Genomic DNA, 25,165 nt, shown 5'->3' with positions numbered 1-25,165 from the left:
TTAATATTTTTGTATAGCTTTAATTTTACCCGGAAATGCTGAATCTCCGGTCAGGTTATTTATAGTAAGCTGCACCACGGCGTGACTTTCCAACACGTGGGCAAAATAGGCGGGCCGGGTATTGCTCCAATTTGCCGAGCAATTTCTGATGCTGATGTTTTTTGACTGGTCGAGGTAAAATGCAGATGTTTGTCGTTTTAGTAAACCTTCAACCTGTGCCGGCCTGCGGTCATATACTCCACCGGGAATGTTTGTGGTTTTATCGATCATCACATCAACCTGGTCAAAAGTTATCCCCAAAACCTTATCTGGTGTTTCTCCTCCTACATAGATACCATTTTCACTAACACACTTGATGTTGCTGAAATAAATATTGCGTACCTCACCTACCCTGCCTTCGGCTTGGCCTTTGGCAAAGCGCCATCCTGCATCCTTGTTGCCCGTTTTGGCCCTGCGATATGCGGTTACATAAATGGGCTCGGCCTTGCCCCACCAGGTATCCGAAAAAAGGTGAGCACTGATCATTATATTCGAAAAAACAATATCGCTCACCGTTCCTTCATCCCGGTTTTGGATGCCGATGCCACGGTTGCTGTTTTTAATGATGCAGTTATTGATAAGCACATGGCTTATCCTGTCTACATTTTCAGATCCTATTTTAATTGCGCATGAGCGGGATGTCATGGTGCAGTTGCTTACCACAATATTTTCGCAGGGCCCAAAATCCGCGTACTCGCGCCTATTTTTCAAACAGATGCAATCATCACCCGATTCGATGTAACAATTACTTATCCGCACATTTTGGCTGTGGTCAAGATCGATACCATCACTGTTGCGTACTTTCAAGCTGTTAAGCAAAGTCAAATTATCTATAGCAACATCATTGCAGCCAACCAAATGCACGGTCCAGTAAGCCGAATTTTTAATGGTGAGGTCGCGGATACGAATGTTTTGACCGCCAACAATGGTTAGCAGGTGCGGCCGCGGATCGATAATATTAAACGGTTTAAGCTCATAGGCATCGTCAAGCTCCTTACCCATAAATGAAATACCATTGCCGTCAATTGTACCGCCTCCGCAAATGGTTACATTTACCAGTTTTTCGCCGCCTATCCAAATTGTGCCTTCGCCTTTATTGTCCCGAAAAGCGCTTTCAGTGTAAACACTTTCATCAGGATTGGCCAGCAGTACGGCATTTACCTCTACCTCAAATTGTATATTTGACCTAAGGTTGAAGGGGCTGCATAAAAAAGTATGACCAGAGGGTATAATAACACGTCCGCCACCCTTATCTGAAGCGGCATCTATCGCCATCTGTATGGCTTTGGCATCATCAGTTTTACCGTTGCCAATAGCACCATAATCCAGAATATTGTATTCTTTTTGACCGGCATTAGCAAACAGGCTGATACATGCCAAAACTATGGTCAATATTTTTTTCATGTTGTAGTATTAATTAATCCCTTTGGGTTGCATGGCAGAATTTGCTCCCCAGGCCAGGTCGGGCTTATCCTGAAGGTAAACATCCAGCCGGCCGCCTTTTACAATATTTTTGTATGTGATGTAATTTTTGCCGATAATTTTCCCGTTCCATTTAACCAAGTAGATGTATTGTGAGTTCCTGGTTTTTTTATGTGCGGCGATCTGAAAAACTTTACCGTTTCCCAATCGAACTGAAACATGGTCGAAAATTGGCGAGCTGATCAGGTATTCGCCTGATACGGGGTTCAGCGGGTATAAACCTACCGAGGCGAACATATACCACGCCGACATCTGACCAGCATCATCGTTGCCGCTTAAACCGCCCGGCCCGTCACCGTATTCCGTTGCCAATATCTCACGCACAACTTTTTGGGTTTTCCATGGTGCCGATGTATAGTTATACATAAAAGGTACCTGGTGCCCCGGCTCGTTTCCATGCCAGTACTCGTTTTTTATAAAAAGGCTATCCAGCGATGATTCCAGTTTTGAGGGTCCTCCCATAAGCCTTGCCAAACCGGGCACATCCTGCGGTACATAAAAGGTATATTGCCTTGGTGTACCTTCAGTTATGTAGTAAGCTTTGCTATCGGGCCTGTAATCGCTTATCCAGCTGCCATCCGCGTGGCGGCCCCTTACCATACCGGTATTTTTGTCAAATACGTTCTGGTAATAAGCAGCTCTTTTAATCAGTATATTGTGATCGGCTATTTTACCCGTTTTTTTGGCCATCATAGCCGCGGCGTAATCATCATATGCATACTCCAGCGTGCGGCTCACCTGCTCTTTTTTATGAAAGGCATCAGGTACGCTATCCTCTACTGGTATATAATGGTATTTCAGATAAGTATCCAGTGCCCGGCGACCTTTTCCCTCCACGTAATCTGCACGGTTTGCCGGCGTATCAAAAGCGTTTTGCCTTATGAGCCGGTAAGCTTCGGGCGCGCTAAAATCGCCTATCCCTTTCAAATAAGCCGATGCTATGACCGAACTGCAATGATCGCCTATCATCTCGGAAGTGTAGCTGTTCCAGCAAGGGAATATTGGTAACCATCCCCCTTGCTGCCCTTTAAGTACCATCGATTTTACTACATCATTGATCAGCGAGGGTTTAAGCAATTCAAACCACGGCAACTGCGCCCTGTAAATATCCCATAATGAAAAATCATCATAATAATTTCCGCCCATAAGCTTGCCGATTTTATTAACGGAAGCAAATTGAGGGTATGAGCCATCCACATCGTTGTATAAACGCGGCTGCTGCATAGCATGGTAAAATGATGTATAAAATACGCGCTTGTCTTTTTCAACAGCTGTTTGCAGGTTAATTTGAGATAGCGCTTTTTCCCAAACAGCTTTGCTTTTAGCAACAGTAGCATCAAAATCCCAATCCGGCAATTCGGCTTCGAGGTTTTTGCGTGCGCCCTCCAAACTACTGAATGAGGTACCTATCTTAAGACTGATACTTTCGCCTGCCTTTAGCTTAAAACCGATATAAGCGCCTATTCCCTTTTTATTGCTTATCGCAGGGTCGCCGTAAACAGTATCGCCTGCAAATGTACCGTGGGTACGTATAGGTGGCTCAATTTTAGCCACCATGTAGCCCTTAAAACCGGCCTCCTTCCCCCATCCCTGGTAAATCCGGTGAACGGGGTTATAGGCCTGTACCTCACCGCGGGAAGCATCTACCTTAATAAAGCCCTGGTTGTAATCGCTGTTAGGAGTTATCAGCAGGTAAACACTATCCGTTTTCAGGGCCGTAAACTTTAGGATAGCACAACGGGGTGTTGAAGTTACCGAAGCTTCTATATTAATTAAATTAATGCTGTAGAGATATGGAGAGGATTGTTCATCACTATGTTTAAGTTTTACCGCATAATCGTGCGTTTTTAGTTTCCCGCTTACGGGCATGATGGTAAAACTGCCATAATCATGGGTACAGGAACCGCTTAGCCAATGTGTTGCCCGGATACCGCTGAAATATTCGTCGCTATACCTATAAGGTGCAATACATTTATTTTCTGATGCCTGTGTTTGCGGGCTCCACTGTGTCATGGCAAAGGGCGTGGTAACAGCGGGTATGGTATTGGCAAACAACTCAGTGCCGGCACCGTGCTTCAGTGCCGCCGGCGTGGTTGCCGCGCCGCTGCCAGCCATTGGTTGCACATATTTAACCACATTTTGCGCGTAAGCACTGTAGCAATACAGCATTAAGACAAACGCGAATATTTTATATTTTGATTTGATATTCATTAACGGCTCCGAACAGATCATTTGCTTTTAGTTTCGATAGCGTTACCCCCCGAAGGAATTGCCAGCCCGTCGGTGGTTAACTTTGTAACCTCCTTATAAACAATAACGGGCAATGCCGCTGATGGCGGTACTTCGATCATTTTGAGGTTTAAACCATTAACGTCATCAAAAACCAGTGCCGGGCGAAAATCTTCCTGCTGTAACTTAATTTTAAAATTACTGATGCTTATGCCCGATGCATGCCTCGTATACAAACCCCAGGAAGGAAGCTCGCCAAACATAGTAAATTCGGGATAACCGGCTGGGTTTTCGGTTACATTTGCCAGCGAATCGGTACAGATAAAGGCTATTTCCTTTTTCGCCCCGCCGCCATATGTGATCTCAATATTTTTTAAGATTATATTTTGAACCGGGTGGCCGGGCAAGCCTACTATTGATGAGGGAACCAGGTTATGCGGTGCTACTTTAGGTGCAGGCCCTTCAACAGGGTAACCTATATCAGGTTTTGCATTGGGCACATCAGCTTTCAAATCATCAATAACTACATTGTTTATGGTACTGTAGCGTTCGTCCTTGTTACGATGCCCTAAACGGATAAAGATGGCGTTACCTACATTTTTACCTGTAACATGACTGATATTAATGTCTGATAAAAAAGCGCCGTCTACGGTTTCGAGGGCTACGGCCGAGCGGTAGGTATCAAAAACAACCAGGTTTTTAACATTGATATTTTTAAATCCTCCAACAGACCCGGTACCGAGTTTGAAACCACTGGCACTTGACCGAAGTGTACAATTTTCAACAGTTATGTTTTCGCAACTTTTCCCGGCCGTTTCCGATTTCAGGCAGATAGCATCGTCGGCGGCGTTAAAATAGCTGTTGGTTATTTTAACATTTTTTGAGTCGACAATATCAATACCGTCATTATTCCAATAAGCCGTGCTTTGCACCTTCATACTGTCGATAGATACGCCATCACAGTCGTTATAACTTTGCACCCATGCTGCGGAATTTTTAATAGTGATGTTATTCACTTTTACCCGTTTGCAACTTTTGAACAGCACGATCATCGGCCGGCTTTTTTCCCCGGGGCGCTTCAACAGCCATTCCTTATCATGCATTTTACCCTGGCGCAGCAGCAACAGTACGTTTTCAACCAGGTCCCTGCCCTGGCCATCTATAACACCGTTGCCGGTAATAGCTACATTTTGCTGATTGATAGCCGAGATCAGCGGCTCGCCGTTTTCTGCGTAGTCGAGGCGTTTGGTGCTGCCTAAAAGTATGGCATCGTTATTAAAATGCAGCTCCACGCCGCTTTTTAACTTTATAGGCCCCGTTATAAAATAACCTGCCGGAATAACAACCCGTCCGCCTTTTTTGGCAGCCGCGTCGATAGTTTTTTGAATAGCAGCGGCATTATTGTAATTGAGGCCCATTTTTGCACCATAGCGCAAGATGTTGTAATCCTTTTGAGCAAAGCAGGTAAGGCCGCTAAAAACAAGGATCAACGTATATAACTGTTTTTTCATTATTAGCTTTTAGTAGATGTAATATAAAAATGGCAGCAAGAATAATCCGGCCGCACTTTTCGCGGCCGGATTTCTGTAGAACCAATTTAATACCCGGGGTTTTGCGGGAAGGAAGCCCCGCGGTTAAGATCGATCTGCGATTGAGGAACTGGTCTGAGCAGGAAAGTTTCTTTTAAATTATTAGCGGCGGCGGCTTCTTCATTGTGTGCCAGTGTACGTGAAATAAGCTTGCCTGTGCGCTTCAATTCGAACCACCTGAACTCTTCCCCGGCCAGTTCCCGGGCCCGCTCATCAAGTATATCATCGATAGATAAGCTGGTTACCTGCATTTCTGTAGCATATGATACACCTGTTGCCGGGTTAACACCGGTTATAGCTGCACGTGTGCGTATAGTATTATAAAGCTGTAAGGCCTTCGCGGTATTGCCTGCCTTCAGTTCGGCTTCGGCGGCTATCAGGTATGTTTCGGCCAATCTGAATACGTAAGTATCCCTCGTACCTGCATAATCGGCAAACGTAAGGTTAAGTTCCCTGAATTTTTTAAACTGCGGATAGGTACGTGTTGTTCCCGAAAACGGAGATGAATGGTACTCGTCGGGGTTGAATACAAAATACTTTTTAGCAGCCTTTTGCTCTGCCGTAAAAGCCGCATCGGGGTAATAAATAACCGTATCGCCCACTGCAAAGGTACGCCCGGAAACTGTTCCTGCCGATTGAGCTATCAAAGCGTTCCAAACAGTTGCCCCATACCTGCTGTCCCTCGCTTTATCAAACAGGGTAAAAAAGTATGGATCAGGTACCGACACGTAGTTGGGTTTATTGTAGAGCGAGCTCCTGCCAATAACACTTAAACCTTGGGTATCCCACAGAAAATTCTGGTGAAGGTTATTACCTGTAACAGCCGTTGCCTGTACTTTGCCCAGGTAGTAAACCTGGTTAGTAGCTGCATTGGTGCTGTACTGAACAGAAAATATTACTTCTGAATTAACCTGGAAGTTGGCCACCGTTGGATCGAACAAAGATGAATAAGATGACTTGAGCGAATAGGTACCCGAATTGATCAGGGCTTCGGCCGTAGTTGCCGCCTGCGAAAAATCGGTACTTGCGGCATAAGTTTTATAGCCGCGTGTTAAATAAACCTTTGATAACAGATGCTGCGCAAAACCTTTGGTAACGCGCCCAAAATCGGTTGTGGTGGCCGGCAACACGGCTATAGCATCTGTTAAATCGGTAATGATCTGTGTATAAACATCCTTTTCGGGCGCACGGCTAAATGATACACTGGCCGATGTTGAACGTGTTAAAACCAGTGGCACATCACCAAACGTTTCGGCAAGCAGGAAGTAATAATATGCCCTTAAGGCCTTCGACTCACCGACGCGGGTATTTAAGGCAGTAGCATCCATTCCCTGCACCTTTGTTGCCCAATACAATGTGGTATTTGCTGTACCTATTGAATAATACAATTGTTTCCAAAAGCTATCCACATCGGCAATGGATGAATTTAATGATACGTTGTAAATATTTAAGGCATTAACATCGGTAATGCCGTATGATGTATAAATATCGGTACCTAACGTGTACAGTGCGTTATTACTGACTATATACCTCAAATTTGAATAATTTGATTTAGCCAGATCTTCAAAACCCGCTTTGGTTACGTAGTAGGTTTCATCGGTTTGACCACCGAGGTTTGATTCTTCGATATATTTCTTACATCCGGTAACGCCAAAAGCCATCACAGCGATCAGCATTAAAGGAATAATATTTCTTAACTTTTTCATATACAATATTTTATAAAATCTAAATTATAAGGTTACGTTTACACCAAGTATGAATGTGCGGGTGCGAAAATCCTGCAGACCGAAAGAGTTCAGATCAGCGGTTTCGGGGTCCCATCCAATAAATTTGGTAAACACAAAAGGATTGTAAGCTGTGAGGTAAACCCTTAAATTATTCAGCTTGATTTTAGAGGCGGCTTCTTTTGACAGTGTATAACCTAAGGTAATATTGCTGATTTTAGTATATGATGAATTTTGATAAGTGGCAGACGTTCTGCGGGTAGCATCTGTTTCAATAGCGTTGTTTGCCCATGTATTGCTTGGGTTGGTAGGTGTCCAATAATTACGCTGGTAGGCATTAAACCTCGCGCGGCCCTGATCGCCGTTCATGAACAGATCAAGAAACGTACTTTGCTGCACGGTACCCTGACGGGTATAAACCGTAGCGCCAAGATCAAAATTCTTATAAGTGAATGTATTTGTAATACCGCCAAACCAGTCAGGGATATCGCTGCCTAAAATTTGCCTGTCATCTGCGTTGATCTTATTATCGCCGTTAACATCCTGAATTTTATATTGGCCAGGTTTTTGGCCGTAAACCGCCGCCTGGGCAGCCTCGCTGGTTTGCCATACACCAATTACTTTGTAATTATAAATTACACGCGCCTTTTGACCAATAAACCGGGCGTTACCTACATCATTTGCCCCATTCCCAAACAGATCAAGAATCTGGTTTTTGTTTTTAGAGTAATTGATATTGGTTGTCCAGGTAAAATCAGTTGATTTGATGTTTGTGGTATTCAGGCCTACTTCAATACCGCTGTTCCTGATCGAGCCGATGTTGGCTACCACCGTAGTGTACCCGTTTGCGGCAGGGATCTGTTGTGGCAGGAGAGTTCCTTTGGCCGTTTTGTTATAATAATCAAACGTTAGCCCTATCCTGTTTTTCAAAACATTCAGTTCAAGGCCAGCATTATATTCGGTTGTTTTTTCCCAGGTGAGGTCTTTGTTGGCTAAAGCCACTACAGTTGAGCCATTGGCGGTTGAGCCATTGAAATCATAATAGCTGGTAGCCACACTTGATTGTGTTACATAAGGATAAAAATAGTTACCATTTAAGGCGGCATTACCCGACTTACCGAAACTAAATTTCACTTTTAAAAAGTCGATGAATGTTACCTTTTTCAAAAAGGTTTCTTCACTGGCAATCCAGCCCAGTGCCGCCGAAGGGAAAAATCCCCATTTATGGCCGTCGGCAAATATGGAGTTACCATCTGCCCTGCCGGTTACAGTAAGCAGGTACCTGTTTTTTAAAGTATAGTTGCCCCTAAAGAAAAACGAACTGATGTTTTGCTTGGTATAATTGCTGGATACTGTAGTTGATGGCTGTATGGTACTGCCATTGATGGTTATAGCGGTTGCACTACCTACGTTATACCATAACGAACGATAAGGCAAACCGGAAACAGAGATCAGACTATTATCGGTTTGATAATAATTCAACGAGTTACCTAAAGTAAAATCGAATTTATGTTCGCCAATTTCCTTGTTATATATCAGGAGATTATCAAGGGTATAATTAAATATATGGTTATCGCCATTTGTAGCGCTGTTAGGTTTTGTGCCTGCACCTGTTTTAGAATAGGTATCGGCGTAGGTGCCCGAACGCTGGAAGGTGATATCAGGAGTAAATGAACTTCTGAACTTTAAACCTTTAAGCAGGCCCACCTCAGCATAAAGGTTAGGTAACACGCGTATGTATTGATTTACCCGCAGATCATTTTCCAGATCGAACAAAGGATTGGTGATCTGAGATTCGGTTTCATAAGCGAAAAATCTTTTTGAGCCATCGGCATTGTATGCGCTGCCGGTTGGACGTAAACGATAAGCGCTCCTGAAAACTTCGCCGCTGCCGAGGTTAAAATCGGCATAAGTACCATACATAGATGCGCCGAACTTAAACCAGTTGGTCACATTTTTATCCATACCAACCTTAAGCGTGTATTTTTTAGTATTCTCTACTTTTATGGCACCCTGGTAATCCTGGTAACCGGTTGATAAAAAGTAGGTGGTTTTATCATCTCCCCCTGTTATCGACAGGTTATGATTTGTTTGTATCCCGTTCTGTTTGATCAGGTTGATCCAGTTGGTATAATTACCCGAGGCTATATTGGCCTGTTCGGTAGCCGAAAATATATTGGCATCGGTATAAGTTATCTGCGGCGAAGCGGTGGTGCCCAAAGTATTATAAAATTCGCGGGCGTAGCTTACAAACTCGGGACCGGTCATCATTTTAGGCAGGTTATAGGCGTTAACCACACCAACATAAGCGTCGTAATTAACGCGGGTGCGGCCACGGGTACCTTTTTTGGTTGATACGATAACTACCCCATTAGCACCACGCGAACCGAAAATAGCTGTAGAAGAGGCATCTTTAAGCACGTCCATACGCTCGATATCCGAAGGGTTGATATCATTGATATTTGCTACTGGTATGCCATCTACCACATAAAGGGGCTGGGTATTGCCATAAATAGAGTTCACACCTCTAATCTCCACTGTCATATCAGCACCCGGTTTGCCTGATGAGCGTTTAACATCAACACCGGCTAAGCGACCCTGCAAAGCCTCCTGCGCGTTAGTGGCCTTTGATTTTACGATCTCGTCGCTGCTGAGGGACACTACACTTCCGGTTAAATCACTTTTCTTTTTGGTACCATAGCCAACTACCACAACTTCATTAAGTGATTTTGAATCGGCTATCAGTTTAATGGTTAACGGCAGCGTACCGCTGGCGGCAGTTTCGAGCGTTGTGTAGCCGATATATTTAAAAACAAGGATATCATTGGTACTTGCTACCGATAAGGAAAAATTACCGTTTAAATCGGTTATGGTACCTTTGGTGGTCCCTTTGATGCTTACGCTTACACCGATCAATGGCTGATCCTTTTCATCAACAACTTTACCCCTGATCTGTACGTCCTGATCCAGCGTTTTTGTGCCGGCTGCATTTTCAACAGGCTGCGCGTTTATCAGGATGATCTTATCTTTAAACACCTCATAGTTAATACTATACCTGGCAAGTAACTTATCCAGTACATCTTTCAGGTTCTGATCAGTAAATTTAACCGAGATCTTATCGTTGGTTTTAACAACATCCTGGTTAAACACAAACTGAACCTGGTGCTTCTTAGATAAAAGCGACAGTACATCTGCCAGGGTTTTATCTTCAACAGTTATATTGATCTTTTTATCCAGCACCGTTTGGGCCGAGGTAGATCTGGCATAGCTAAGGCCGGTCATTAGCATAATGATCAACAACTGGCTAAATGTAATCCTCATGATCTTGTACCAGAAATGGGAATTAAGTAAACAAAAATTCATAAATTTGAAATGATTGTATTTTGTGAAAAAAAATATAATAAGAGCCCAACCACCAATTTTATTGATGCGATCCCATGGGCTTGAAAATCCAGGTACAGGAGTGTGACAGCACTCTTGTACCCTTATTGGAAAATCACTGTTATTTTATGTGGGGTAATGTTTTTTCATAATCTTTGGTTGGTTTTTTCTGTTTAATTGGTTTTTTTAAGGACGATAAGATCATTGGAGATCTCGTAATTAAGATTCATAGAAGTTTTAAGTACCTCAAGTACTTCGGGCAGGTTCAGATCTGTGAGATCGGCGGTCATTACCGCTTTGTTCAAAGCCCCATCCTGTATTTTTATATCAGCATCAAATTTGCGGTTCAACACTTTTACAATCTCGGTAAGTTTAGCGTTTTCAAAAGAAAGATCGATGTGCTTATAAATGTTAAGGAGAGAGATATCTGCCTGCCTATCCGCTGTGAGTACATCTGTATTTTTATTATAAACAGCTTGTTCTTTAGGCAGCAGCAGCACCTCATCGGCAGCAAGTTTAGCACCTGATGTTGCAGCCGCACTTCCTTTTTTACTCACCGAAACTTTACCGGTAACTACAGTTACCGCGGCCGACGCAAGACCTTTATTATCCAACACCCTAAAGCTGGTGCCCCAAACTTTGGTTACGATATGTTCACTGCTGATAATAAAAGGCCGTTGCGGGTTTTTAGTTACTTCAAAAAAACAATCGCCCTGCATTGATATGTCGCGCGATGACTTAAGGAAAGTTTTGGGATACCGAATACTCGCTTGCGGGCTGAGCCAAACTATGCTGCTATCAGGCAACAACTGCTTCACAATATTTTTGGTGCGGTTGGTAACTATTACATTTGCAACAGCTGTTTCAGTAAGTTTTGCGGGTGACAGTTCCTTATTGATAAATAAATACCTTGCAAATACCAGAACAACCGCAGCGGCTGCCACCCTTACCCACCAGTTATTATACAATGGCCGGATAACAGGTTTACTTTGCACTTCACCGCCGAAGTTCGTTTCTTCAGCTATGGCCGTAAACATTTTTGTTTTCAGCTCTTCTTTTTTACCAGCAGTGAGGGTATTTGTATAATCGGGCTTGTCATTATGCAATTCAAACCAATCATCTATCGCCTGCTTTTCTTCGGGTGTACAGGTACCGTTAAAATACCTATCCAATAGTGCTGACAATTGATCATTATTCATAATTTAAAGAAGATTTATTTCTGGCTTATAATGGTAAGTCGAAGTAATACGGCCTAACCCTTGCTCTGTTTAAAAAATTATTTCAGCAAACAAGCAATCAGCAGGACCAACACATCGCCCATCCCCAAACGAAGGCGTTGAAGCGCTTTTGTGAGATGCCCTTCTACCGTTTTTTCAGATATATTCAGGATCTCCGCTATTTCCTTGTTGCTTTTGTATTCGAGCCTGCTTAGTTCGTAAACACTACGGCATTTTGGGGGCAGCGAACCTATAAGGTCTTCAAGGTACCGTTGCAGGTCTTTTACAAAAATGTTGTCTTCTGTGGAGTTATCTGCACCCGGTTTATTTTTACTTGCCGCTATAAAAGTATTTTGAAGCAGTTGTTTGCGATATTGATCAATAAGGCTATATCTGGCGGCCGAAAACAGATAATTCATCAACCCGGTGGTGAGCACTAAGGTCTCCCGTTTTTCCCAAAGTTTTATAAATATTTCCTGTACCACTTCCTCGCATATTTCCGTGTTATTTAGCCGTTTATGCGTATAATCAAACAGGCGGTCCCAGTACCGGTTGTAGATCGATTCAAAGGCAGGGCTGTTTCCTTCCTTTAGCAAGGAAACAAGCTCATCGTCAGTAAAACTACCTTTATCACCCATTAACTTGAGGGGTATCAGTTATAAATTATTAAAATCAGGGAATTGGTTTGCAAGGCCTAAAGTAAAAGAAAAATACGTATCAACGCAAAAGCTTATCAGTTATATAGGAATATATAACTCGCAAACTGATCCTAAAGCAGCCAAATTTCACTTCAGGCCTAAGCTTCCGAGTAAATTTTATAAATAAAAAAAGCGACTTTCTGCTCCTACAGAAAGCCGCTTAACTATTAACTAAACTTATCATTTTAACAAATGATTTACTAAAAGAACAAGGAGTTTTAAAGCCTGCTGCCTGCTTTAAATTTAACAGGCATTAAACCGATCAATCATTGTTGCTTTTAGTAAACGCCCTTTTAATTCTCGCTCTCAGGTCAGCTATATGAGCTTTGCTTTCAAGTGTGCTGAACCTGCCCTGATTTTGCTTTAACAGTTCATCCAGTTGGTTCAATTTTACCCGGGCTATTGAAGCAGCATCAATATACGTGGCAGGCATAACATCATTTTGACGGTTAACCTGGCTGTTGTTCCCGCCTGGCTTATCAGCAACAGGGAAAGCCATGGTGATCAGTTTTTCGGTATACATTTTCTGAAGGTTACGGCGGTATATATCAATATTTTTAGCCGAACCTGAGTAAAACTCCTTGCATATGTAATGCTGCATGAGGTCAAAAAATTCATCAACCTGCAATACCTTACCGCCATACATGGTTTGTGCCGATAATAACTTACCAATAGTGGCAGGGTGTAACAGGTTTGATAAAACGCCATCCTGCCTTTGGCCTATCACTACCATTGGGTTAACATTCAATTTATCAATTATCGATTTTTCGAGCACCCAGTTTGGCGTTACAAAAAGCTGTGTATTGAAAAAATCAAGGGCCTGTAGCTGTAATTTGCGTGAAACAGGTTCAAATACCGGACCCGGCTGCGAAGCCAGTTTCGGTGTTTCATACCTTCCACCTATATACCTCAAAACATGGATGAGGTAGCGGTCAAACTGGCTGTTAACAGCGCCGTACATTTCACCAAGGTTATTATAACCTTCGGCGGGTTCTGTTGTCCATTGTACAAGATTAGGCAATATCCGTTGCAGGTTTTTGATGCCATATCCGCCCGCTATCATAGCATTATCACCTAAGTCTTCGTTTTGCGTACGTGGGTCGATCCTGTTGGTTTCGCTTCCAAACCATAATCGTTTATTGCGCGACTTTTCAGTTGTCCACTTGCTTAGCACCTGCTTTTCAGTTTCAACACTGGTTGAATCGGGAAACCAGCGGTAGCCCCACTGAATAGCCCAGATATCATAATCGCCAATGCGAGGAAAAATACCTTTTTCAGAAATGTTATCTTCCGGCTGGGCCACGTAATTAAACCTGGCATAATCCATTATTGATGGTGTATGACCGTGAGCCTCCACCCATGCCTTGTTACGAAGGCTATCTACCGGAACGGTTGAAGATGAACCAAAGTTGTGACGCAAACCAAGCGTGTGCCCAACTTCGTGCGATGATACAAAACGTATAAGCTGGCCCATCAGTTCATCATCAAACTGCATTTTACGTGCCTTCGGATCAATGGCCGCGCACTGAACCATATACCAGTTATGGATAAGGTTCATTACATTATGGTACCAATCGATATGCGATTCCATGATCTCGCCGCTGCGTGGATCTGAAATATGAGGCCCTGCCGCGTTAGCTACCACCGAAGGTTTGTATACGATAACCGAGTGACGGGCATCTTCAATACTAAAGTCGGGGTCTTCCTTTTCAGTCGGCGCCACTTTGCCAACAATAGCATTTTTAAAACCCGCTTTTTCGAAGGCTACGTTCCAATCGTTAATACCTTTAATAAGGTATGGTACCCATTTGGCAGGTGTTGCCGGATCGATATAAAATACAATAGGCTTAACAGGCTCAACCAGTTCACCGCGCAGATACCGTTCGCGGTCTTCAGGTTTGGGTTCCAGCCTCCAGCGGCTAACCATGCTTACATCTTTTACACCTTGGGGATTGGCATCATAATCGATGTAACTGTCTGTAAAATAACCTACGCGTTCGTCGGCCAAACGGGACTTCATCGGCTTTTCGGGTAATACAACCATCGATGAATTTAATTCCATGGTTATATTGCCGCCATATGTTGCGCCGGCAATCCCATAGGTTTTAATTGCCCTGATCTCCACATTTTCAGGATAGCTATGAACATATTTCACATAGCTTTTATCGTTTACCTGCGCACCGATGTGCATAAACTGCTTATAAATAGATTCCGCGAAATAAAACAGCTCGCTATCAGTATTTAAAATCTGGGTCATATCAACTACCACCGCCGACGAATCCGGACTGAAAGCAGCGATTGGCAGCGATGCGATTATGGGCTGTAAGTTATTGCGTTTTACCGCTTTATACATCGATTTGGTAGAGTCTTGATCGTTTTCGAAAAAATATACCTTACGGATCAAAAGCTTGTTGTAGGGGCCTTTTTCAAACCTGATGATATTTCCACCAATACCGTCGCCAGAATAACCATCGCTTTTATTAGAAAGCCTGACGATCGACGACGATTCGGCGATCCGGTTAAGGATCATGATATCCCGCTTAAATAAAGCGAAGGGGATCTCATAATAAAATTTATCATCTATCTGGTGTACGGTGATCAAGCCCTTCTGGGTACTTACTTTACCTTTAATTACATCCTTATAAGCTTTTATCTGTACAGGTGGTTTACGCGTTGAATCAGTTGCCGGTCCGTTGGCTCCTGGCGTGGCATGGGTTGCGTGTTTGTGTTTTTTAAATACCGAACAGGCACTCAATAAAACACAGGCAAATAAAATGCCGGCTCTTTTTGTTGTTTTGAACATTATTATCAATTAATTATCTCGGGTTTTGAACTATTTCGGGATTAAGGGTGATGTAATAAGTGCCGATAGCATAGGTATACCTGTTACTATAAGGTTCGAGGGTATAAGCTGTACCTTTAAAGGTGTGGGTGTAAGTTTTGGCAAAAGCCGCGTCCTGGTTTAAGCGCCTCATGTCAAACCACCTGAAACCGCGGCCAAACAACTCACGGCGGCGCTCATTAATAACAAGCGTAAGCGCATCTGCAGCATTGGTGGCGGTCAAATCCACATAATCTGCTGGCTTGAACCTTTTTTTACGCAGGGTATTCAACTCGTTTACGGCAGCTGACACGTCGCCGGCACGTGCCGCGCTTTCAGCTTTTATCAACATCATTTCGGGTACGTTAGGCCCAATATACACGCCTTCATTAGTGTAATTCTGACGATAGTAGATCTTGCCGTAGGTGGCAGGGTTGGCATTACCTGTAAAAAGCGTATACCTCAGATCGCTGGTACCAAGCAGTGTTAAAAGGTCGCTGCTCAGGGTTATAGATGAATAAGAGTTACCGCTTACCAGTTTAGAAAAAATGGTTTCCGGATCTGCAAGTTTTTTAGGCAGGGTACTTGGGGCAGCCGCATAAGTATTCAAATCGGTCAGCGTGTTTTTCAAAGCCAGTACCTTATCAGCATAACTGCCTGCACTCGCAAAATCGCGTTTGTATAATGAAGCTTCGGCAAGCAAGGCATAAGCAGCCGCTTTAGACGGGTCAGAATTATAAACAGGCAGATCGGGCAGATCGGGCAGGGCTTCAGTAAGGTCTTTAATTATTTGCGCATACACATCCTGTACAGATGCCCGCTTAAGGCTTGTATACAAAGATGACGTGGTTAACAGTGGCAAGCCGAGGTCTGTTGCTGCTGTGGCCGGGTTGTACGGCGCCGCGTACAGGTTAACAAGTGTTAAATAAGCATACGCCCTATGCACCTTTGCTACGGCAAGTGCCGCGGTTTTTTGAACGGCTGTGCCGCCTGTGCTGCTCATTACACCATCGGTTACCAAATTACAGGTATATATCTGTTTGTAAAGACGCTCCCAGTCAACATCAATATCGGTGATCCCGAGGCGTGTATCCGCCCATTGGTAAGTAAGGTATTGCTGCGGGAGCATTGAATTTTGCAGAGTGGCATTATCAATCCCGGCATCATCTGATGAGTACAGCGGGTACAGGTAACTATATTCAAATACCGAAGTATTGTTTAACAAATCCTGATAATCTGTGGTATACTTAATGATACGCGAGTTACTTAGCGGATCAACTTCCACATATTTGCGGCAGGAAGTGGCCAGGAGGCCGGTGATGGTGATTAAACCCAATATATATTTTTTCATCTATCGTTACTTTAGGATGTGATTTATGATGATTCCCTTATCAGATTTTGTATTAAAATATTTTAAAATGACGCGTTAAATCCTAATACAAAATTTTTGGCGGGAGGTAAATTATTATAGCTGTTGGTAGTTACGTAGTCCGGATCGATCCCGTCTTTATTCTTCCTCCAGATAATGCCCAGGTTACGCGCGCTGAAACTGGCCGACAGCGATTTGAATGGCGTACGCATTAAAAGGTTGGCCGGAATGTTATAAGCTAATGATAATTGGGTAAGCCTGATATGATCGGCACTTCTCACCAAAGCATCCGAGTATTGGTAACGGGTAATGCTGTTTGAGTTTATACCAGATAAGCCCGGAACATTTGTTTTAGCCTCATCGCCCGGTTGCTCCCACCTGTTGGCTAAATCTGCCTGCGTACCGATAACCCCCAAATAAGTACCTACATACGTTGGATAATTGCCTACCGAATATTTCAGGAATTTAGCTCCGAAATAATAGTTCATCATCACATTCAGTGTAAAATTTTGATACCTGAAATCGTTGCTCCAGCCGCCAAAATATGGAGGTGATTTACGACCGGCATATTTAAGATCGGCAGATGTAAGGCCGGCAGCATTGCTGCTTATGGTTGAACTGATAACTTTGCCTGTTTTATCATATATCTGCGACTGGCCTGTATTATCCAGCCCCGCCCAGCGATAAACAAACAGGTAGTCTGTAGGGTACCCAACGGTTGGGGTGCTCGAACTAACGATGCTTACACTGGTAGATTGCGTTAAGCGCGAATCGGTAACCTTATTGGTATTATAAGCAAATGTAAGGTTGGAGTTCCAGCCCCAGTCTTTATGGTTAACCGGGCTGCCGGCAATTGTAACATCAACACCATGGCTGCTTAAAGTACCCGCGTTGCGCAACAATGTTGACCAGCCGTAGGTTGCGTTGTAAGGCATATTATATAAAATACCAAACGATTTTTTGCTGTAAACATCAACCGTCAAATTTAAACGATTGTTAAATAAGCCCAGATCAATACCTTCGTTCCACTGGCGGGTAGTTTCCCAGCTTAACTGCGAATCCTGCGGAGACGAAACACTGGCGTAAGGTTTCCCGGTGTAATAATCTGTACCGTTTATGCTTATTACAGTGCTGTTATAACCGGTGGATGGGATGGTACCCCCGGTGCCCAAAGTAAGGCGCAGGTCTAAGTCGCTGATAACGCCTACAGGCTCCATAAATTTTTCCCGCTTAACATTCCATTTCAAACCGCCAGAATACAAAGGTTTACCCCTATCCTTTGCCGATACGCCCAGCATGGTGTAATCTTCAAAACGAACAGACGCGCTGGCGGTATACTTATCAAGCAAAGTATATCCGGCGTTACTGTAGTACGAAAGGTATCTCTTTTTGCTACGGGTTATGATATTATCGGCCGCGCCGATATATGATTGGTAAGGGTAAATGGTTTGGTAATAAGTGGTAGGGTTAACCGTTTGTGAAATGCCGGTAAGGTCGTCATATCCGTAGCGGGTCTGGCCGTAGCTTTTGCTGTTGGTTTCCCTTATTTCGGCACCCGCTATAACATTAAGCTGATGTATGTTATCCCATATTTTATGTGCACTAAGCAAACCGCGGAACGAATAATCATAACCAGAGTAGTTAGTGCTCCTTAAAACACCGCCAAGCGGTATGCCATAAACCAGGTTACCGTTTGCCAGCGAACTTGTAGCGGTATTTAATAAGGTACGCGTGTTATAGCTGTTCAACTCATCTTCGTTAGACAGATCGCTGATATTATTCTGGTATTGACCAAGAGCATTTACATCAAGCCAGTCAAAAACTTTTACTTTAATGCCTGCATTGGCTCTAACCCGGTTTTCTTTGGTAATGATATTTGAATAATTAAGCTCATCAATAGCATTATACGTCCAGGGCAGGTAGCCTTTGTTGGTGAGGCTGTCAATAACATTCGGGCGGAACTGGATATACCTGTTAATGTTATTGCCGTTGCCGTCTACCAGCATATCATAAGGGCGCAAACCATAAATAGATTTACCCAATGCCGTGGCAGCGGCCAAGTTTGCTTTACTGTAAGTACTGTTAAAGTTAAGGCCGGTTGTAACCGTTACCCGCTTATTAAAAAAATCTGTACTGGTATTGGATGTAATGTTGTAGCTGCGCGAAAAATTGCTTTTATATACTGGCCTGTCATTTGTAAAATTGGCCGATACATAGTAAGTAGTATTATCGCCCCCGCCAGACAACGAGATATTATACTGTTGTGTAATGGCTTTTTGAAGCAGGTATTTTTTGATCTGTGCGTAATTGTTATTTCCGGCCAACTTGGCCAAAGCCGAATCACGTTGGCTTGCTGTAGCGGTGCCCCTATTTACGCGGAACATCCATTCAAGGGCGTCGCTTGTATTTTGATTCGGGTTAAATTTATAATAGCCGGTAGACCATGAAGCCGGATCGGTAACGAAACCTTTGTTAAACAGCTCCTGCTCCAGCCCGATGTACTGCGCGCTGTTCATGGTATTTAGCTGCGAAAGATCGGCCGGTGCAGAAACACTAACTGCCGATCCGAAATTTACGGTTGTCGCCTTTTTGCTGCCTCGTTTAGTTTCAATAACCACAACCCCGTTTGCAGCCTTCGCCCCCCATATTGATGCCGCCGCCGCGTCTTTCAGAAAAGTGATAGATTCAATATCCGATGGGTTGATCCTTGATATTACCGACGAAACGGATGTTGTGTTATTGCCCAGCTTGGTGAGGGCCTGGGTATCACCGCTTTGTTCACTGATAAGCGGGAAGCCATCAACCACAATTAAAGGCCCCTGCGCACCGCTGGTACCGTAGTTGTTCTGACCCCTGATCTGGATAGTATTGTTTCGCGTATCAAATTTAACGCCGGCTATTTTTCCCTGTAGCCGCTCCATCAGGTTTATTGACGGTGTTTTTTCAATTTCTTTAGCGTTGATATAGCCGAAAGAACCTGTCGCCCTGTCTTTAGGGATTTTTTCGTAACCTGTAGAAAGGATCTGAACTTCTTTTAAACCATTTGCTTCAATCGCCATGGTTACGTTAATTTTATCCGTAGTAGCGGGTATGATCTGCGTGGCCATCCCTACAAACGAAAAACGGATATTCTGGATTTGCGGATCGAACGTAACACTATAGGTACCATCACTGCTGGTTGATACGCCCGCATGTGTACCGTCGGGAATAACGCTTACGCCCGGCAGCGGGATGCCTTTTTCATCAACCACCCTGCCGTACACGGTGCGTCTTCCATCTTTTAAATTAACTACCGACTGAACCGTATTATCCTGCAATTGGGTTTTATCACGGCTGTCTTTAATAATGGTATAATAGTTTTTTTCAACATACAAAAACAGGAAGCCCTGCGGGTACAAAAGTTCTTTAAGAACCTTTTCTATAGGTACATCACCTTTGTCCCGTACCTGGTACGATGTTACTTTGTTATCGAGCAGATTTTTTTCGTAAACGAATTTCGCGCCGTAAACGTTTTCAACTTTTTTTAGCGCCGTTTCAAGGCTTTGCCGGCTCTGTGCCAACGCTTTATACGAAGACGGGCACATTAAATTAAATGCATAGAGCATTAGAAGAACAAGTAAATTTTTCTTCATTGATGTGGGGTTTAACAGTTATTAATAAATTATAAGGGTATTATCTCTTTGTTCAATATTTACATTAAATACCTTTCTGATCACGAAAAGCAGATCAGCTTTTTTATTTAGCGGGATGGTACCTTTTAGCTGTCTTTTTGCAAGGGCCGGATCTTTCAAAACTACCTGGTATCCATAATTATCTTCCAGAACGTGTATTATATCACTTAACGCTTCACCCTGTAAAACAAGTTTACGTTGTGTCCAGGCAGTTGCCGCTTCGGTTGTGGCATTTATGTGATCCAACCTGTTAGCTACAGAATCATAATGTACCGACTCGCCGGGGGCCATGTAAACCGGGCGATGGCTTTGGTCGTTAAAATCTATCCTGATTTTTCCGCGGGTAAGCAAAATATCAGTGGTGCTGCGCCTGTTTTTTATGTTAAACTGCGTACCAAGCACAGTGATACGCAAATTGCCTACGTGTACCCTGAATGAATCGGCTTCGGATATGATGTTTTTCCGGGCAATATGTTTTACAGAAAAAAGCGCCTCGCCTTTCATCCATAATTCTCTCGATTTTCCGTTATGCCATTTTTGCGGATAAGATATCTCTGAATTGCTGTTCAACACAACGTCTGATCCGTCCGGCAGGGTTAAAGACCTCAGCGCACCATAATCTGCATGAAAAACCTTCATGGAATTTTGCTGCAGATAATATGCTCCAAAACCAAAACCCAGGATCAATAATACCGAGGCGGCAATACGGGTCCACATTTTAAGAACCCGGCGGGTTTGGTAATTGTATTTTAACTGAAGATCCCCCTCGATATTTTGCCAAACCCGCTGTGCCAATGCGGTGGTATCAGGCTGTACCTGTTTATTAAGTATACGTATAACATCGGCAGCTTCTTCAATATTACCTCTTTGATCAGGAAAGGCATTTAATACAGCTATCCAAAACTCGGAGTTTTCTTCGTCCGGGTATTTCACCCATTTTATAAGGTGATCATCGCCCAAAAAACCCTCCAACGTGTAATCTTTATAAAAATCTACATCCATCATCAACCAATTCTGCTCCTATATACGGTGCTATCTAAATTTTTACCCCACGGTTTTCCATTTTTTTTCAAAAAAGATCATTTTTTTCAAAAAAACATCAGTAAACCTTTTAAAATTCAGTAAAATCACCAGGGCATTTTTAGCTTTTGGAAAACTAAAATCAAGAGAAGCATTGTAAATCCGCCTAAATTTTCACGAAGACTATCTAAGGCGCGGTATAATAATTTATATGCTCCTTTAGTAGTAATATCCATCATTTCGGCAATCTCTTCGTACGACATATCTTCATAATATTTCAGATAGATTACTTCCCGTTGCTTGTCGCTCATTTGGGAAAGGGCTTTCTCCAGCGATGCCTGTAATTGTGATAATCTTTCTTTGCGTATCAAAACATGGTCGTGGCCCAGTTCAAAATTGAACTGGATAATTTCGTCGGTGATAGGAAAAGCGATGGTACGTGCCGAAAACTGAAGCTTTTCAATAAGCACCCTACGGAACGATTTATAAAGGTAGTTTTTTACAGACGGGGTTTCGCCTATGGTTTTACGGTTTTTCCAAAGTTTAACAAAAAGGTCTTGTACGGCTTCGGCAATGAGGTCTTCATCCTGCGTAAATTTGAAACCATACCTCAGTAATGGAGATGAGTATAGCTCATAGATATGCTTAAAAGAATTTTCATCGCCTTTTAAATATTCAGACCATAAATAAACTTCGTTTACACCACCTATTTTCAATTTACTGGGCAATTATTAGGGTATCGCAATTAAAACAAAATGCTATCAATAGGTAAATTGACTGTAAACCTAATATTTATTGATTGTTAATCAAAAAATATCATCAGCAAACGTTTTTTAATTTCAATAAAAGCATTCATTTTTAATTCAAACAATAAATAATCTAATTAAGCTAATGGGAACCGTTGTGTGTTAGCAAGCATCGATATACAATCTGCTTAACATACATCAAACGTATTTCTTACCCTACGTCAAACGCGATCATTTAAATTCCGCTCATTTTTGTGATGTCAATAACGACAATTAAAAATATCACAACAATGAAAAATGTATTCAAAACAGCCGCAATTGTAATCCTTATAACAACAGGCTTTATAGCTAACAGCCAGGCACAAACCAAACAGGAAATTGCTAAAATGCAATCCGAACTTAAGAGCGTTGCTGCTGCCGATAAACTTGTAAAGGAACACCTGAATAAATTCGACACGCTGGATTATACTGTTTTCAGCAACCAGCAATGGCAACGTTTTCATGAAAGCCATGGGCAAAATATTAAAGTGTATTGGCCCGACGGGCATGTAACCAAAGGTTTGGCTAAACATATTGAAGATATGAAAGCCCTGTTTGTTTATGCGCCCGACACCCGTATCAAACAGCACCCTATCCGCTTCGGTTCGGGTGATTTTACCGCCGTAACCGGTGTATTTGAAGGTACTTTTACCAAACCTATGCCTATTGGCGGCGGTAAGTTTATTCAGCCAACCGGCAAAAAATTCAGCATCCCAATGGCTACCATCGGGATCTGGAAAAACGGCGTAATGACCGAAGAGCACCTGTTTTGGGATAATAAAACGTATATGGACCAAATTATGGCCAAATAAATTAAGTGGTTTTAATCCGCAGGTATGCCTGAACGCATACCTGCTTATCTTTACTCGTATATGGAAATGATTCTGAATTATAAAATCCGCGAAGCAAACATTCCTCATCCCGGTTTGATCATACTGTTACATGGTGTAGGCAGTAATGAAGATGACCTGTTCCGTTTGGCCGGCAAGTTCCCGGAAAACTTTATTGTAGTATCAGCAAGGGCACCTTATACAATGGCTTCCGGAAGGTACGCCTGGTTCCAGGTAGATTTTTCGAGCGGCAAACCTGTTATTAATCCAGAGCAGGCCGAACAAAGCAGGTTGACATTGACCACCTTTGTTGGTCAGTTGATTGAGAATTACGATATCGATACTGCCAATATTTATATGGGCGGTTTTAGCCAGGGCGGCATCATGTCTTACAGTACCGGCTTAACTTTCCCGCAGGTGTTTAAAGGTATTTTTATTTTAAGCAGCCGTTTATTGCCCGAAGTAAAACCGCTGATAAACATTACACCGGCCCTAAAGCAATTAAGGATATTTATAGCCCATGGTACGCAAGATAACGTGCTTCCATTAGCTTACGCACATGAAGCCAGTGCCTATATTAAGGCACTGGTTACAGATGTAACCTATCATGAATACCAAATGGGGCACACCACCGGCGAGCAGGAACTGGCAGATCTGCTGCAATGGCTTCAAAATAATGCCTGATAATTGTTAATTTGGTGGCTTAATCGGCCGCCATGATCTCCGCTCAGCTTTTCCATAACCTTAATAAATATGCCCGCATCACTACGGATGATTTTGCAGTGATAGAAAGCAAACTGAGCAAGAAGTTTGTAAAAAAAAGGAAAGCTTTGCTGATGGAAGGCGACGTAAGCCGGTATGTGTATTTTGTTGAAAAAGGCGCACTACGCTCCTATACCGTAGATAAGGAAGGAACCGAACATGTGGTGCAGCTGGTTGTGGAAGAGCATTGGATAGGCGACCTTTGTAGTTTTGTAAGCCAATCGGCAGGGAACATTAATATTGAGGCTATTGAGGATAGCGAGGTTTTATTATTAGCTCATCATGACCTTGAAATGCTTTATGAACAAATTCCGCAACTGGAGCGGTTTTTCAGACAGCTTTTTCAGCGGGCTTACGTTAGCCTGCAGCAATGGCACAACGCTGCCCAAAGTGAACATGCCGAAGAGCGCTACCAACAATTGATCAAAGAGCATCCGCATATAGCAGCCCGTATCCCACTTATCTATATCGCCTCATACCTTGGTATAACGCCCGAAAGCTTGAGCCGCATCAGAAAACAGCTTTTCAGTTAGCTAATTTTACTTAACATACATCAAGTCGATTTCTTACCCTGCATCAAACAGATTGTTTGCAGGCAAACCGATATTTGTGTATTCATAAAAGCAATAACATGACAACGATAGCATCATTCAATAAGTTCACCAGCAGTTTAAAAGAAACCGGGTATACAATGCCTGCTTTATTTATAGGGCATGGTTCACCTATGAATGGCATTGAGGATACTGAATTTTCAAGGCGCTGGAAAAGCATGGCCCGGGAGATCCCGACCCCGGCCGCGGTTTTGGTGATATCGGCCCATTGGTTTACCAGAGGCACCAAGATCACCGCTATGGATTTCCCACAAACCATTCATGATTTCCGTGGCTTTCCGCAACAATTGTTTGATGTACAATACCCTGCACCGGGCAGTCGGGCTTTAGCGTTAGAAACCCAATCCTTACTTCACTCGGCAAATGTAGAACTTGATCACGACTGGGGCCTGGACCACGGCACCTGGACCATCATCCGCCATATGTACCCTGAGGCTAATATCCCGGTGTTACAGTTGAGCATCGATTATACCAAAGGCCCGCAATACCATTTTGAATTAGCTACACAATTGCATGCCTTACGTAAAAAAGGTGTACTTATTGTTGGCAGCGGCAACATGGTGCATAACCTGCGGATGGTTGCCTGGGATAAAATGCAGCAGCCGGAATTTGGCTACGACTGGGCCCTGAAGATCAATGATCAGTTCAAGGATCTTATCGCCAATGGTAATTATCAGCCCTTGCTCAATTACGAAAGCCTTGGCCGGGAGGCTGAATTAGCTATCCCTACGCCAGAGCATTATTTGCCGCTAATGTACACGCTGGGTGCCGGTGGTAATGACCCGGTATCTTTTTTTAATGATAAGGCAGTAGGTGGTTCACTAACCATGACCTCTGTAAAATTTGGTTGATAATTGTTAGTATAATTAACAAGCTAACCTGCGGTAAACATGGCGGTAGTTTTTTAATGCCTTAAATATTTTTCGAATAAAAACCC

16 protein-coding genes are annotated in these 25,165 nt (G+C 43.1%); 4 read left to right on the top strand and 12 right to left on the bottom strand.

All coding sequences use genetic code 11. From position 1 onward, the window contains the following. The 12 genes from BMX50_RS18465 to BMX50_RS18405 all read right to left on the bottom strand — a co-directional run bounded on the left by BMX50_RS18465 (nt 1) and on the right by BMX50_RS18405 (nt 21,968). On the bottom strand, nt 1-1,443 hold the full coding sequence (locus BMX50_RS18465; RefSeq protein WP_091212026.1) for a glycoside hydrolase family 28 protein: 1,443 nt from the start codon (nt 1,441-1,443) through the stop codon (nt 1-3). Nucleotides 1,444-1,452: 9 nt separating this feature from the next. Beyond that, entirely contained in the window at nt 1,453-3,732 is a 2,280-nt protein-coding gene (locus BMX50_RS18460; RefSeq protein WP_091212571.1) for a GH92 family glycosyl hydrolase, read from the bottom strand. Nucleotides 3,733-3,749: 17 nt separating this feature from the next. Next, entirely contained in the window at nt 3,750-5,261 is a 1,512-nt protein-coding gene (locus BMX50_RS18455; protein ID WP_091212025.1) for a glycoside hydrolase family 28 protein, read from the bottom strand. 86 nt (nt 5,262-5,347) lie between these two features. Then, on the bottom strand, nt 5,348-7,045 hold the full coding sequence (locus tag BMX50_RS18450; protein WP_091212024.1) for a RagB/SusD family nutrient uptake outer membrane protein: 1,698 nt from the start codon (nt 7,043-7,045) through the stop codon (nt 5,348-5,350). Nucleotides 7,046-7,069: 24 nt separating this feature from the next. Continuing rightward, nucleotides 7,070-10,384, bottom strand: coding sequence for a SusC/RagA family TonB-linked outer membrane protein (locus BMX50_RS18445; RefSeq protein ID WP_167668003.1), 3,315 nt, complete (start codon nt 10,382-10,384; stop codon nt 7,070-7,072). Between the two features lie 233 nt (nt 10,385-10,617). Next, on the bottom strand, nt 10,618-11,643 hold the full coding sequence (locus BMX50_RS18440) for a FecR family protein (protein ID WP_091212022.1): 1,026 nt from the start codon (nt 11,641-11,643) through the stop codon (nt 10,618-10,620). A 77-nt stretch (nt 11,644-11,720) separates the two neighbouring features. After that, nucleotides 11,721-12,299 carry an RNA polymerase sigma-70 factor gene (locus BMX50_RS18435; RefSeq protein WP_091212021.1) on the bottom strand — a complete coding sequence of 193 codons (579 nt, stop codon included), beginning with the start codon at nt 12,297-12,299 and terminating at the stop codon, nt 11,721-11,723. 322 nt (nt 12,300-12,621) lie between these two features. Further along, the gene (locus tag BMX50_RS18425) at nt 12,622-15,162 is read right to left on the bottom strand and encodes a zinc-dependent metalloprotease (RefSeq protein ID WP_091212019.1); all 2,541 of its coding nucleotides are present in this window, start codon (nt 15,160-15,162) and stop codon (nt 12,622-12,624) included. 13 nt (nt 15,163-15,175) lie between these two features. Continuing rightward, nucleotides 15,176-16,531 (bottom strand): RagB/SusD family nutrient uptake outer membrane protein, encoded by a 1,356-nt coding sequence (locus BMX50_RS18420; RefSeq protein WP_091212018.1) that lies wholly within the window; start codon nt 16,529-16,531, stop codon nt 15,176-15,178. Nucleotides 16,532-16,593: 62 nt separating this feature from the next. After that, nucleotides 16,594-20,181 carry a SusC/RagA family TonB-linked outer membrane protein gene (locus tag BMX50_RS18415; protein ID WP_091212017.1) on the bottom strand — a complete coding sequence of 1,196 codons (3,588 nt, stop codon included), beginning with the start codon at nt 20,179-20,181 and terminating at the stop codon, nt 16,594-16,596. Between the two features lie 21 nt (nt 20,182-20,202). Beyond that, a complete protein-coding gene (locus tag BMX50_RS18410; protein ID WP_091212016.1) occupies nt 20,203-21,225 on the bottom strand; it encodes a FecR family protein in 1,023 nt (340 codons plus the stop codon). A gap of 122 nt (nt 21,226-21,347) precedes the next feature. After that, on the bottom strand, nt 21,348-21,968 hold the full coding sequence (locus tag BMX50_RS18405) for an RNA polymerase sigma factor (RefSeq protein ID WP_091212015.1): 621 nt from the start codon (nt 21,966-21,968) through the stop codon (nt 21,348-21,350). A gap of 308 nt (nt 21,969-22,276) precedes the next feature. Here BMX50_RS18405 and BMX50_RS18400 point away from each other — a divergent pair, with 308 nt between their 5' ends. The 4 genes from BMX50_RS18400 to ygiD all read left to right on the top strand — a co-directional run bounded on the left by BMX50_RS18400 (nt 22,277) and on the right by ygiD (nt 25,079). After that, the gene (locus BMX50_RS18400; protein WP_091212014.1) at nt 22,277-22,837 is read left to right on the top strand and encodes an ester cyclase; all 561 of its coding nucleotides are present in this window, start codon (nt 22,277-22,279) and stop codon (nt 22,835-22,837) included. A 24-nt stretch (nt 22,838-22,861) separates the two neighbouring features. Next, complete coding sequence (locus BMX50_RS18395) at nt 22,862-23,539, top strand: alpha/beta hydrolase (RefSeq protein WP_091212013.1); 678 nt, start codon at nt 22,862-22,864, stop codon at nt 23,537-23,539. 32 nt (nt 23,540-23,571) lie between these two features. Further along, nucleotides 23,572-24,150, top strand: coding sequence for a Crp/Fnr family transcriptional regulator (locus BMX50_RS18390; protein ID WP_091212012.1), 579 nt, complete (start codon nt 23,572-23,574; stop codon nt 24,148-24,150). A 98-nt stretch (nt 24,151-24,248) separates the two neighbouring features. Then, the gene (gene ygiD, locus BMX50_RS18385) at nt 24,249-25,079 is read left to right on the top strand and encodes a 4,5-DOPA-extradiol-dioxygenase (protein ID WP_091212011.1); all 831 of its coding nucleotides are present in this window, start codon (nt 24,249-24,251) and stop codon (nt 25,077-25,079) included. The last annotated feature ends 86 nt before the right edge of the window (nt 25,080-25,165 follow it).

Source organism: Mucilaginibacter gossypiicola (assembly GCF_900110105.1).
GTDB lineage: Bacteria > Bacteroidota > Bacteroidia > Sphingobacteriales > Sphingobacteriaceae > Mucilaginibacter > Mucilaginibacter gossypiicola.
This window is presented reverse-complemented; position numbering and strand designations above follow the sequence as displayed.

Bases quoted from the DNA above. Each gene is read 5' to 3' on its own strand.
- BMX50_RS18465 (WP_091212026.1), bottom strand. From the start codon at position 1,443: ATGAAAAAAATATTGACCATAGTTTTGGCATGTATCAGCCTGTTTGCT.
- BMX50_RS18460 (WP_091212571.1), bottom strand. From the start codon at position 3,732: ATGAATATCAAATCAAAATATAAAATATTCGCGTTTGTCTTAATGCTG.
- BMX50_RS18455 (WP_091212025.1), bottom strand. From the start codon at position 5,261: ATGAAAAAACAGTTATATACGTTGATCCTTGTTTTTAGCGGCCTTACC.
- BMX50_RS18450 (WP_091212024.1), bottom strand. From the start codon at position 7,045: ATGAAAAAGTTAAGAAATATTATTCCTTTAATGCTGATCGCTGTGATG.
- BMX50_RS18445 (WP_167668003.1), bottom strand. From the start codon at position 10,384: ATGAGGATTACATTTAGCCAGTTGTTGATCATTATGCTAATGACCGGC.
- BMX50_RS18440 (WP_091212022.1), bottom strand. From the start codon at position 11,643: ATGAATAATGATCAATTGTCAGCACTATTGGATAGGTATTTTAACGGT.
- BMX50_RS18435 (WP_091212021.1), bottom strand. From the start codon at position 12,299: ATGGGTGATAAAGGTAGTTTTACTGACGATGAGCTTGTTTCCTTGCTA.
- BMX50_RS18425 (WP_091212019.1), bottom strand. From the start codon at position 15,162: ATGTTCAAAACAACAAAAAGAGCCGGCATTTTATTTGCCTGTGTTTTA.
- BMX50_RS18420 (WP_091212018.1), bottom strand. From the start codon at position 16,531: ATGAAAAAATATATATTGGGTTTAATCACCATCACCGGCCTCCTGGCC.
- BMX50_RS18415 (WP_091212017.1), bottom strand. From the start codon at position 20,181: ATGAAGAAAAATTTACTTGTTCTTCTAATGCTCTATGCATTTAATTTA.
- BMX50_RS18410 (WP_091212016.1), bottom strand. From the start codon at position 21,225: ATGATGGATGTAGATTTTTATAAAGATTACACGTTGGAGGGTTTTTTG.
- BMX50_RS18400 (WP_091212014.1), top strand. From the start codon at position 22,277: ATGAAAAATGTATTCAAAACAGCCGCAATTGTAATCCTTATAACAACA.
- BMX50_RS18395 (WP_091212013.1), top strand. From the start codon at position 22,862: ATGCCTGAACGCATACCTGCTTATCTTTACTCGTATATGGAAATGATT.
- BMX50_RS18390 (WP_091212012.1), top strand. From the start codon at position 23,572: ATGATCTCCGCTCAGCTTTTCCATAACCTTAATAAATATGCCCGCATC.
- ygiD (WP_091212011.1), top strand. From the start codon at position 24,249: ATGACAACGATAGCATCATTCAATAAGTTCACCAGCAGTTTAAAAGAA.